The 12,705-nt window shown below is 27.6% G+C and carries 12 protein-coding genes; 1 reads left to right on the forward strand and 11 read right to left on the reverse strand.

Annotated elements, in window-relative coordinates; translation table 11 throughout:
• Nucleotides 1-344: 344 nt before the first annotated feature.
• The 4 genes from IC214_RS08030 to IC214_RS08045 all read right to left on the reverse strand — a co-directional run bounded on the left by IC214_RS08030 (nt 345) and on the right by IC214_RS08045 (nt 4,769).
• On the reverse strand, nt 345-1,514 hold the full coding sequence (locus IC214_RS08030; RefSeq protein ID WP_227483144.1) for a hypothetical protein: 1,170 nt from the start codon (nt 1,512-1,514) through the stop codon (nt 345-347).
• 381 nt (nt 1,515-1,895) lie between these two features.
• Entirely contained in the window at nt 1,896-2,912 is a 1,017-nt protein-coding gene (gene gap / locus IC214_RS08035; RefSeq protein ID WP_227435901.1) for a type I glyceraldehyde-3-phosphate dehydrogenase, read from the reverse strand.
• Nucleotides 2,913-3,376: 464 nt separating this feature from the next.
• On the reverse strand, nt 3,377-3,985 hold the full coding sequence (locus IC214_RS08040) for an NUDIX hydrolase (RefSeq protein WP_227483146.1): 609 nt from the start codon (nt 3,983-3,985) through the stop codon (nt 3,377-3,379).
• An 82-nt stretch (nt 3,986-4,067) separates the two neighbouring features.
• Nucleotides 4,068-4,769 (reverse strand): B3/4 domain-containing protein, encoded by a 702-nt coding sequence (locus tag IC214_RS08045; RefSeq protein WP_227435897.1) that lies wholly within the window; start codon nt 4,767-4,769, stop codon nt 4,068-4,070.
• 239 nt (nt 4,770-5,008) lie between these two features.
• Between IC214_RS08045 and IC214_RS08050 the strand changes: the two genes are divergently transcribed.
• On the forward strand, nt 5,009-5,272 hold the full coding sequence (locus IC214_RS08050) for a DUF1294 domain-containing protein (protein ID WP_255604585.1): 264 nt from the start codon (nt 5,009-5,011) through the stop codon (nt 5,270-5,272).
• Nucleotides 5,273-5,382: 110 nt separating this feature from the next.
• On the opposite strand, the gene IC214_RS08055 is transcribed toward IC214_RS08050, so the two are convergent.
• From IC214_RS08055 to IC214_RS08085, 7 genes are all read right to left on the reverse strand, one after another.
• A complete protein-coding gene (locus IC214_RS08055; protein ID WP_227483147.1) occupies nt 5,383-5,802 on the reverse strand; it encodes a YjdF family protein in 420 nt (139 codons plus the stop codon).
• Between the two features lie 195 nt (nt 5,803-5,997).
• Entirely contained in the window at nt 5,998-6,783 is a 786-nt protein-coding gene (locus IC214_RS08060) for a PhzF family phenazine biosynthesis protein (RefSeq protein WP_413926656.1), read from the reverse strand.
• A gap of 213 nt (nt 6,784-6,996) precedes the next feature.
• Complete coding sequence (locus IC214_RS08065) at nt 6,997-8,340, reverse strand: MATE family efflux transporter (protein WP_227866450.1); 1,344 nt, start codon at nt 8,338-8,340, stop codon at nt 6,997-6,999.
• Between the two features lie 106 nt (nt 8,341-8,446).
• The gene (locus tag IC214_RS08070) at nt 8,447-8,902 is read right to left on the reverse strand and encodes a MarR family winged helix-turn-helix transcriptional regulator (RefSeq protein WP_227435888.1); all 456 of its coding nucleotides are present in this window, start codon (nt 8,900-8,902) and stop codon (nt 8,447-8,449) included.
• 239 nt (nt 8,903-9,141) lie between these two features.
• Complete coding sequence (locus IC214_RS08075; RefSeq protein ID WP_227483150.1) at nt 9,142-10,368, reverse strand: RtcB family protein; 1,227 nt, start codon at nt 10,366-10,368, stop codon at nt 9,142-9,144.
• 244 nt (nt 10,369-10,612) lie between these two features.
• Nucleotides 10,613-11,443 carry a class I SAM-dependent methyltransferase gene (locus tag IC214_RS08080; RefSeq protein WP_227483151.1) on the reverse strand — a complete coding sequence of 277 codons (831 nt, stop codon included), beginning with the start codon at nt 11,441-11,443 and terminating at the stop codon, nt 10,613-10,615.
• A 351-nt stretch (nt 11,444-11,794) separates the two neighbouring features.
• Nucleotides 11,795-12,697 carry a radical SAM protein gene (locus IC214_RS08085; protein ID WP_227483152.1) on the reverse strand — a complete coding sequence of 301 codons (903 nt, stop codon included), beginning with the start codon at nt 12,695-12,697 and terminating at the stop codon, nt 11,795-11,797.
• Nucleotides 12,698-12,705 lie beyond the last annotated feature (8 nt).

Below are 12,705 nucleotides of genomic sequence, written 5' to 3' on the forward strand. Positions count from 1 at the left end.
CTATGGCTTTATTTTAAGTAAGTTATTTTATAATTTTTATGATTAATATTTTTATTTTATGATTCTTTTATTAATCAAGCTTACTCTACTAGGTAATTTCTAATAATACCTTTAAATTTTAAATAAGAACATATAGTTAGTGTACTAAATTTTGTCATAAATTTCTACAGATTTTTGTTACTTTTTACATAAATATAACTTAACTCTAATACCAATTTAATGTTCGTATATTATAAAATATCTTCATTCAAAAAAAATGGTTGTCAGTACACAATTCCTTATTGCATATAGACAACCATTTTTTTGTATATTATTTTTATTTTAATTACTTCTATTTATCATATTTATGATACGAGCATAAATATAAAGTGAGCTGCTGCTCCTGCACATAAACCACCTATTGTATGAGAAAGAATTGCTTTTCCAGCTAATTGTCTAGCATTTAATGCATCCATCATACCAATATGTGTACTTAAATATCCACTCCAACACATACCCATTGCTGTAAATACTGCTATATCATTAGGAGTTATAGCTCCTGATTTTATAAATTCTGGAACTAAAGACATTGCTGCTCCAACAGCTCCTAATGAAGTTATAGGGAATGCTATTGCTTCTGGTGATGTAAATCCAAATAATGGCTCTAATATAAATCCAAGCTTATCCCCAAGAACTGGAAGTAATTTTATTCCTTCATATGCAGCTCCTGTATAAACCTCTTGACCTGTAGCAGGGTCTGTAGATGGTCCAAAAGTTAATAGCATAACTAATGTACATACTACTAGGACACCAGGGATTATAGCCATTCCCATATCTACACCCATCTTACCACCTTCAAGAATAGCATCTAGGCCTCTTTGGAACACATTTCCTTCTCTTATTTCTCTAAATTCAGCTTTTTTCTCTAATGTTCCTGCTGCTTTATCTTCTTCTGGATTATAGTTATAGAACTTCTTAGTAAATGTCAACATTATTCTAACACTTACAACACTACCTATTACTGCACCTAAGTTACCAATCAATGCTGGCAATACATATTCTGTACCTTGAGATATCATAAACGTTGTTAAGATAAGTCCCATACCAAAAGCTGTTCCTAAATTACATAGTGCTGGAACTTGATATTGTTTAAAATACTGTGTGAATGTTTTATCTTTAGCAAAAGGTATAATAGCTGGATTATCTGATAAATAAGTTGTTATAGCCCCTGCTATACTAGCACCAGGTAATCCGTATAAAGGCTTCATAAATATAGCGAAAATTTTATTAATTAATGCTATTACTCCAAACTCTGAAAGTAGTGCGCTTAATGCGCCTGCAAGAACTGCCATAGCCATAATTAAGAAAACTGTCTCTAATAGTAAAGCATGTGCTGTACTCATTATTACTTTAAACATCATTCCTGCGCCCATAATACTACCAACATAGCCAAATCCAACTATTAGTAATATTATGAAAACGAATGTCTCCATGCTTACTGCCTTAACCTGTCTCCTGTCTGTTAACTTCTCCATTTTGAATCATCCCTTCTTTTCTTTTGTTGTAAAGCTTAACAAAACCTTTTCTCTTTTTTAATTATACTTATAAATATTACTCTTTGCAACTTTATTTGTCATTTTTTTATCATAAATAAAATGAAAACCAGTATTCCAATAATAAAAATTTTTCAGATTTCTGCAAGTTTTCGACATATTATCTTTCATATATAAAATGATACAATTTCTTACTAAATAGATATAACCTCCTCTAACGACCTAATATCTAATAACAAGTTGTAACTTATAACTTTTATATTAATCAAAAAAGATTATGAAAAATTTTTTCCTTCAATATTTTTCATAATCTTTTTTTCTATTTTTATAAATTTTTTTCAAAAATTTTTTTTTAGTTATATATTATTTTAATTTTTCAGCTATATATTTTACTAAATCAACAGTTCTTGAGGAATATCCCCATTCATTGTCATACCATGAAACTACTTTGACCATATTATCCTCTATAACCATTGTGGACAGAGCATCTATGATAGATGATCTTGAATCGCCTCTATAATCTATAGAAACAAGTGGTTTGTCACAGTATCCTAAAACACCCTTTAATTCTCCTTCAGCAGCTTCTTTTAATACAGAATTCACTTGCTCAACTGTAACGTTTTCTTTAAGTTCACATACTAAATCAACAAGTGAAACTGTTGGTGTTGGCACTCTAAGTGAAAAACCATTTAATTTTCCTTCTAATTGTGGTAATACTCTTGACACAGCTTTTGCTGCTCCTGTAGTGGTAGGTATTATAGATTCAGCCGCTGCTCTCGCTCTTCTCAGGTCTTTGTGGCTCTTATCTAATATTCTTTGATCGTTAGTATATGAATGTACAGTAGTCATTAAACCTTTTACTATACCAAATTTTTCGTCCAATACTTTAGCAAATGGTGCTAGGCAATTTGTAGTACAAGATGCATTTGAGATTATATTATGCTTTTCATTATCATATTGTTCTTCATTAACTCCAACAACTATAGTTATATCTTCATTTTTTCCTGGAGCTGTTATTATTACTTTTTTTGCACCTGCTTTAATGTGTTTTTCTGCCTTTTCTCTTTGTGTAAATAATCCTGTTGATTCTATAACTATATCAACCCCTAACTCTTTCCATGGTAATTCTTCCGGGTCATTGTATCTCAGTATTTTTATTTCTTTAGAGTTTACTATTAGTGTATCTTCATCCTTTGCTTCTACCTCACCTCTAAAAGTTCCGTAACATGAATCATATGTAAATAAATGTGCCAAAGACTCTGTTGTTGCTCTTGCATTTATGGCTACAATTTCTATATTATCTCCTAATTCTTCTTGAGCTATTCTCAACACAGCTCTTCCTATTCTTCCAAATCCGTTCATTCCTACCTTAATTTTCATTATGAAATGTCTCCCTCCATTACTATGTTTTTACATGATTATTGTACACTAAATAATTCATTTGTTCAATACTTTTTCTAGATTAAATAATTAAATTCTGTGTTTTTTTATTGTCAAAAGACAATTAGTGTATCATTTTTATCTCTTTTAACCCTTATTTAGTATATACTTTTTAATATAAAGAGGCTGGAGGGACGTATTTTGCCCAATGTCCCTTGGGACATATTTCACCACCATTTTTTTGAATTTTTAAACTATATCTATATTTGAAAATACAATATGTATTAAAAGATTATCTCTCAATACAAAAACATCTAAAAATTACCTAAAAATAACCCTTAAATTTTTGTATTGATTACTTTACATCTTAAAAAATAAAACAAAAAAGAGATTATATCATTATATGAATAAAATAAATTTTTATACTTTACTCACTTACATAATACAATCTCTTTTTTGTATAATTATTCAAATAATTTAGTTCCTAAACTTACAAACATTTGTAAAATTAAAAATGCTTTTGTATCTATCTTATGATTACTCTGTAAAATTTCTTTTGCTTCATCTTGTGAAACTAAAATAGCTTCAATATCTTCATCTGGTTCTAAGAATTCATCAGTTATATTACCATCGCATATACAGTAAACAAATGCAATCGATTCATCACTCATACCAGGAGATAGATATACTTTCTCATTACTCTTATTTTTTTGAATTTCTAAAAGAGTAAGCCCAGTTTCTTCTCTAAGTTCTCTTTCAACAGAAATATCTATAGATTCACCCTTATCGATAAGACCTGCTGGCAATTCGTATATATATCCATTAATGGGTACTCTAAATTGTTTTATTAAAATTAATTTTTTACTACTTTTATGAAGACCTACTATTGCAACTGCATCTGCACTATCTTCTTTATTTTCAAGATAAATACTTTTTAGTTGTTCACTGCTTTTTCTTGATGCTACCATCCATATCTTATCTTCATCTAGCTTATTTTTATACTCAATTTCAAAAAGTCCCATAAACTTACTTTCAACCAATGGATTTATATTCTTTATTATAGTTTTTTTCAAATTTACTACGACCTCTCTTTATTTAAATATCCTTAAGTAATTATAGACATAATACTTTAAAATAAGTATTGGATACAGTTTCTTATATCTCCATTTCTAAGTTATCTTTATCTATGAACCCTACTTTAATTTCACAATCAAATATTTCTTTTAATAATTTTGCTAACTCTTCTCTTGCACTCATTACTTGATCTAAATTTGCATTAGTAAAACCATCTATAGGGAAAAATATATTTTTTGAACTACTTGTAATTTTTCCTTCTTCACCTTGTCTCCATATCCATCTTCTAGTTTTTACCATATCTCCAACAGAATAAATTAATTCTCCTTCTTCCATCAACTCAACTTCAGTTTCTCCAAATGGAATGAATTTATCCCCTTTTTTTGAAAATCTAACAAATACATCATCATCTCTAAAATCCATATCATGTGCACCCATTGGAAGTAGATATTTTAAAGAAATAGAGTTTCCTAAGTCTACAATAGGATTTATATGTGGAAGCTTTTTATTTTTAGCAACTCTTGTTGTCATTGCTTCTATCGAACTCATAAATTTATTTGGATTCATCCCTAAACTTCTAAATGCTTCTCTGTATGGTATAATTTCTTCTGCTTCTTTTACCTTTTTATCTTTAAAGTACTCTTCTACTCTGTCTATGCTTATATCTAAAAGATTATTTATTCTTTCAATTTCTTTAGTATTGTCTATTCCTTTTGCAACTACTACACCAAAACATACATTTTCTAATTTATCAAATACTTCTTTTTCTACTATGAATTTCATTTTGCCTTGTCCTCCTGTTATTTTACATTATTTTCTAAGTAAATTTTATCACTTTATGTCTTATAAATATACCCCCTATTTTAGCAATTGTTTAATTTTTTTAAATTTTCCAATTAATACAATATTAGTTCTTATGAAATATTTTATATATAGTAATTATAGATTACGCTTTTAAAAAAAATATTCTTGCTTTATAATGTATAATATATTTTTATTATACGTCTTATGGAGGTAATATTGTGAAAAATTTGATTTCTATATATTTTATAATTATTAATATTATTGGTTTATCTTCAATGTATATTGATAAGAAAAAAGCAATAAAAAATAAATGGAGAATAAAAGAAACTACCCTTCTTGCCATAGCAATAATTGGAGGTAGCATCGGTTCTATCATTGGAATGTATTCTTTTAGACATAAAACTAAGCATATTAAATTTACACTTGGGATACCATTTATAATATTACTACAATTGTTATTATTCTATTTTTATATGCTTTAAAGTGATTTTTAAATATAATAATTCTATTTTTATTAATAATTTAAGGTGTATAAATTTTTTAATTTTATACACCTCTTATCTAGCAATTCATAAAAATCTAACCAATTAAATTAATGACCTTTATGTTTGGCTTTTCTTTTTTCTTGTTTCAAAGTAAAAAGTCTTTCTTTTTCTTCTTCTTTTCTAGACTTAGCTAGTATTTTTTTATCTTGTTTTCTTTCTTCATGTTGAAGCTTAAGAGCATTTTGCGCTTTAGTTCCTATAGTTTCTTTAGACTGTTCTTTTTTTACTTTTCTCTGCATCCTTTTATATCCAATATTGTCTTTAGATACATTTTTATCCAATTTGATACTTCCAAAATTTAATGAAAAGAACTTTTCAAGTATGAATTCATATACTTCTACATCCTTAGGTTCTGCTCCAAAAACTACCCTACACACCTCATATTTTTTACCATCTTGTCTTTCGAATATACCTATCCAAAACGGTTCTTCAAATAAGACTGTTAATTTTCCACTAACATTATCCATTGCTAGTTCCTCCTATTTATTTGCTTTATTTCTAAAGAATGGACAACCAAGGAGGCAGGTTACTGACAGCAATTGCTGCGTCTGGACTACCAACCAGACTGTGTTTTTATCTTCATCAGTTAAATATTAACTTTTTTATTTTAATTTGTCAATGTTGACATAAATTTATCTTCCTTACTATTGCTATTAACAACTTTAAATATTATCCATTATTTCTCCATGCATAAACAAAGCTGCTTCTCCAGAAATTTTTACATCATTATCTTTTAATAATTCACACTGAATAATGCCACCACGATTAGAAAGTTGTGATGCTATCATTTTATCTTTTCCCAACTTTTCAGCCCAATATGGTATAAGACTACAATGAGATGAACCTGTAACAGAATCTTCTGAGTCTAATTCTGGACAAAAATATCGAGATACAAAATCTGTATCAGTTCCTTGTGATGTAATTATAACACCTAGCCAACCTGTTAATTTACGTAAATCTTGATAATTAGGTGTATAGTCTATAACTTCTTGTTCATTACTTAGTAACAATATTAAATCTCTTGAAGAGTAGATAGCCACTGGTGTACAACCCAGTAAACTACATTGTTGTACTGATAATTCAATTTCAATAGGTTCTCTGTTTGGAAATATCATTTCATATAGATTCCCATTTCGTGTAACTTCAAGAGTTCCACTTTGAGTAAAAAAACAAATTTTCTTAATATCTATATCAATAAAATTGGATATAACATAAGCTGCAGCTAAAGTTGCATGACCACATAAATCAATTTCTTCTTTAGGTGTAAACCATCGTAAGTCATAATTTCCATTATTTTTAACTACAAAAGCTGTTTCTGGAAGATTATTCTCTGTTGCTATTTTCTGCATTAATTCTAGTGATAACCTCTTTTCAAGAACACAAACACCAGCAGGATTTCCTTTAAATAATCTATTTGTAAATGAATCAACTACATAATATTTAATTATTCACACCTTCTTTCTAATTTAAAGTTAGGAATACATTCATATTATATTATCCCATATTTAAATAATCAAAACAAATTACTATTTCTTATGAATTTATATAATTCAATATCTTACTCTCGACAAGTATTTATTGAAATACAACACTAGAATACTTCTTTATCAATATTTCAATAATATTTTCTTTTCTGATAAAATCTCTTCTATAAATCTCTTCTATACTAATTGTAGTGACTTTTCTTTAAACCACATTATGACAGTAATAATTGTTGCACATACATCTGCTACCAATTGAGTTGCAATAAGACCTTTCATACCCCATAAATTTGTGAAGATCAACAAAAATGGAATGAACAGCAAACCTTGACGACATATACTTAGCATACCACCTTGTTTTGCTTTTCCAATTGCTAAAAAGTAATTTCCTATGACAATTTGAATCCCTAATGTCATAAATGAAATAGCATCAACAATTAAAGCAGTTCTTCCAATTTCCAATACTTTAACTGATTCTTGATTAAATATATAAATAAATTGCTTTGAAAATAAAATGCACAAAGCTCCAAACAATACATTTACAACAGTACTCCAATATATTGCTGTCTTAGTAGCTCTTTCAACTCTATCTATTTTTCCTGCACCATAGTTATATCCAATCAGAGGAGAATAACCTTTTAAAAAACCATATAAAGCATTTGATTCCAAAGACATAAGGCGGTTAACAATTCCCATAGCTGCAATAGCAGCTTCTCCAAATGGTTTAGCAACAATATTAGTTAAACTCACTGCCCCACCAGTCAAAAATTGGAAGAAGCAAACTGGTAGACCGATTTTGAAAATCTCTGTGTAAATAGTACGCTTGATTTTAAAATAACTAAAAGAAATTTTCAAAAATGTATGCCCTTTTAAAATATAAAATCCATAAAATGAGGTAGATACAAGTTGTGAAATTAATGTTGCAATAGCTGCACCAGAAACTCCCATATGACATCCAAATATTAAAACTGGGTCTAATATGAAGTTTGTTAATCCACCAAGCAACATAGCAGTCATACTAAATGAAGAACTCCCTTCTGCAACTATCATATTATTCATCATTATATTTAAAACATTGAATATAAGCCCCAAAATATATATCAAACCATATTCTCTTACATAATAAAGTGTGCTATCTGTTGCCCCTAAAATATTCATAAGAGGATTAAAAAATAATAGCATAATTGTAACCAAAACAGTGATTAAAAATATACCTGAAAAGAAAGCTATACTACTACAAGCCTTTACTTCCTCATATTCTTTTTTACCAAGAAGCCTTGAAATATAAGAACCTGCACCACTTCCAAAAAGCAATCCTATTCCAGTACCAACCATAGTTAATGGATATACTAAGGATACTGCAGCAGTTTGCAGTGTCCCCAAAAGACCTACAAAGAAAGCATCAACAATATTATATAATGCTGATACTATCATCCCCATCATAGTAGGCATTCCTAATTTTAACAGTGATTTCCTTACATCTTCTTTTTCTAAAAGATAGATTCTTTTTTGATTTCCATTCATATCAATCATCCTTTCAAATGTTTTGTTTCAATACAGTATAGTTACTAAACATATTTTCAAAAATAATTGCTACCCTCTACGATAGCAATTTTTTCACACACAGCTATTACTTTTCTTCTAATTTTTTATCAATACTTTCTTCAAAAGCAGAAAAATAACTCAACATATACTCATAAAAAGGCTCTGGCATATCATCTAACAGTTTTAGTGATTCATCATTAGTTTGCTTATGATATTCTTGATGAGCTTTATAATTTTTCATTCCATCATCTGTAAGGCTCAAAACTACTTCTGTATCAGAATCAGGAGATACTTTTTTTACTACAGTTCCTTTATCTACTAGTTTATAAATCATCTGAGAAGCTGCTCCTTTTGTAATACCCAAAACATCTGCAAGAGATGTAATGTTTATTCCAGGATTATCACCAACAGCTGATATTGTATGAATTTCTGATTTTGATAATAGAATCTCTGTTCCATAAGTTCGCTTTTTATCTTCCCACTGATTGTATTTGTGAATAATACGTTCCATCAATGTAATTAGTTTAGAATAATCTCTCATACTTTCACCTCTATTTGTTTAGTTTCATTACTGTTTAGTTACTATACATATTATATCTTTACTTATCAATTGTCAAGTTTCTCTTTAAGAAATATCCAAGGATTTATTTTCATAATTGAATGAATCCTTATTTCTGAACCTCCATATAAAAAAGGAGTACTATTTTTTGTACTCCTTTTTTATAAATTTTATTTTTTATATAGATTAAGATTACTATATTATCTTAATCTTCCAAATTGTTAATTTGACTTAAAATTATAAATTGGTTTCAATATATTAATTATGTCAACTGTTTCTCTTATATTTTCTACAATCTCATCAATTGGCTTATACGCTTGAGGTGCTTCATCAATGGTTTTAATATTTACACTCGTTGTAAATACATTTTTCATAGAATCTTCATAATCTTTCATATTTATACTTCTTTTGGCTTCTCCTCTTGAAAGTATACGTCCTGCTCCATGAGGTGCAGAATTAACCCAATCTAAATTTCCTTTTCCTACTCCCAAGATAACACCATCTCTCATATTTATAGGAATCAATAACTTTCTTCCTTCATACGATGCTATAGCTCCTTTTCTTAGTATTCTGTTTTCAATTTCTATATAATTATGTATAGTTTGAAAATGGTCTAAATCATTGAACTTAAGACCTATACATTCTTCAATTATTCTTTTAGCCATTGTATTTCTGTTTAGTTCAGCATATTTTTGTATAATATCCATATCATGAAGATAATCTTCCATCAATTTTCCTTCTAAATAGCATAAATCTTTTGGTATTTTAGGGGTAAAATTATGTTCTTCTTTAAGCGTTATCAATGCATCCTGAATTTCTTCTTCTCTATTTTCCTTTTTGTACTGCTCAACAAGTCTTTTACTGTCTTCATCAAAGCTATTGCTAATTCTGACATAGTAATCATAAGCTTTTTTTTGGTAGTATTTTGCTACCCTATTGCCAAGATTTCTACTACCAGAGTGTATTATTAAATATTTATTTTTTTCACTATCTTCATTTAACTCAATAAAATGATTTCCCCCTCCAAGGCTTCCAATAGCTCGATTATATTCCTCTGTAGCTTTTCCTATACCTTTTATACAATATAATGATTCTATCTCTTTTTTATAGTTTGCTTTACTATATTTATTTATATTAAATCCATGAGGTATTTTTTTTCTTATAAAATCATCTATCTGTTTCAAATTCAAATCAACTTTACCCAGATTTACACATATAACCCCACACCCTATATCTACTCCAACAAGATTTGGGACTATTTTATCTTGTATTGTCATTACAGTACCTATTACACAGCCAGAACCTGCATGACAATCTGGCATTATTCTTATCTTAGATTTTGTTGTAAATTCCTGATTACATAATTCTATTATTTGACTTATTGTTGTACTATCTACATTATCTGTAAATATTTTTGCTTTATTGTATTTTCCTTGAATCTCTAGCACTAATACCACATCCTTCTAAACTATATATTAATTTTAATATCATATTCTGTTAAAAAAATATATTCAAATAAATTTTATATAAAAAATAATAACAAAAATATTGCTTTTATTTTTATATAATCAAATTTATAATGTATTAAAAATAACATAAAAATGTCCATCTTTCAATATATATACTTTTCTTATGTGATATCATTGTAGATTTCAAGTTTTTATTCATTTAAATATATTCATTATTTTTTTACTATTTTTGTAAAACCAATCCCATAGTCATACTATCATCAGAATATGCTTCACCTTTGACATTATTAAAAATTTCAATAGATTTAAAGCCAATATCTTTAATTTCTCTAAAAAAACTCTCTTTTGAAAAGTATTTATTCCAAATATAAAATACATTTTCACTTCCTTCTGTTATAACAAGAGTTTGTTCTAATGTATTGTAATCACTATATTTGCAATTATCTTGTATACACATATATCTTTCACTACTCCAAAAGCCTCCATTTTCATTTATTTCCCATGTTTTAACTTCTTTAAAATCATCGTATTTATTTATTGTAAATACATCTAATATCAACTTTCCTCCAGGTTTTAAACTCTTGTAAATATTCTCCATCAATAGACTTCTGTTTTTAGTTGATAAAGCTCCATAATCACAATAAATTAAAGTAGCTATATCAAATTCTTCACTGTAATTCATATTTAAATAACTTTGAAATAAATATGTTATATTTAGATTTTTCTTTTCATTTCTACTTTGTGCATAATTAATAGAACGTTTTGAAAAATCAATTCCAGTTACTTTATAACCTTTCTGTGCAAATCTTTCTGAGTATAATCCTGGACCACATCCTAAATCGATTAAATTTGGATACTTATCTGGAGATGCAACTTTAACTATCCAATCTACAGAATCATTAATAAAGTCTAGACTTCTACTTGCTCCTTCAAAATCAACATCTAAATGTGCTTTTAATAACTGTTTTGAGATATATTCATCATCCCAAAAATTAACTTTACTTTCCTTATAAAGTTCTGGTTTTTCTAAATACATGCATAATTTGTTTAACAAAACATACCACTCCTTAAAATTTATTTATAAAATAAAAAAACCACAGATTTTACTCTGTGGTTTAACTTCAAAAAGATGAGTTTAAATAAGAGTAAAATAGAATCAAATATTTTTAAGCACAACAATAAAACTATCGCTTTATTTTGTTTACTTATTAAATTTGATTTTATTTACTCTTTTCCAGCAATACTTACATCAACGATTTTATGATATCAAGTACCCCGAACAACATCATCCTTTCATATTTTTATTTTATAGATGTATTGTATACTTACTATCTCTATTTGTCAATAAATTTCAGTTTAAATAATTTATAATATTAAATTAAAAAGTACACTATTGTATCTAAAATTAATCAAAAAAAGACAACTGAATATCGCTTGAATGTTTTAATTTTTCTTTCATTACTTTGTCATAACTACTTGATAAAGAATACTTATTTCTAAGTTGATTGACCATTTTATAAAGTTGGTTTTTATACTCTTTATTAGCTGAACCTGTACTGTACAATACTGATAATTTATCAAATAAATCAGGAAATTCTTTTTTAATGAATTCAAAAAAAACACCTCTAGTTATACCTCTTAAATACAGAGTTCCAGGTAGCACATAGTGTACATTACTTTCTTTTGCATATCTAAATAATGAATTTATGTTATCAAAATTATCTGTAATATAAGGTATGATTGGCATAATATGAAGACCAACTGAAGCGTTAGTTTTTCTAAATTCTTTTAACATTTCAAATCTTCTCATTGAATCTACTCCATTTGGCTCAATGAGCTTTTGTGTCTTTTCATCTACAGTCGTAATTGTAGATGCTATGTTAATATATGTAATTCTAGATAATTTATCAACCAAATCATAATCTCTTAAAATTAAATCCGATTTTGTAGAAATAATTGCTGGGGTTTTATATTTGATTAATAGATTCAATATTTCTGGCATAATTTTATACTCAGCTTCTATAGGTTGATAACTATCTGTCACTCCACCTATATTAATTACTTCTCGCTTCCACTTATTGCTACTCAATTGTTTCTCAAGCATTTCTACTATATTTGTTTTTACATAGATATCTTCAAAATAATTATTAGAATTAATATACTTATGTGAATAGATAGCATAACAATATTTACATGCATGTTCACATCCACGATAAATATTTAAATCCCATTTATATGGAATACTTCTTTTTAGTTTATTGCAAGCAGTTTCACAATTTATTGGAATATATTTTACTTTATTATACAAACAATCAC

Source organism: Clostridioides sp. ES-S-0190-01 (genome assembly GCF_020658275.1).
Taxonomy (GTDB): domain Bacteria; phylum Bacillota; class Clostridia; order Peptostreptococcales; family Peptostreptococcaceae; genus Clostridioides.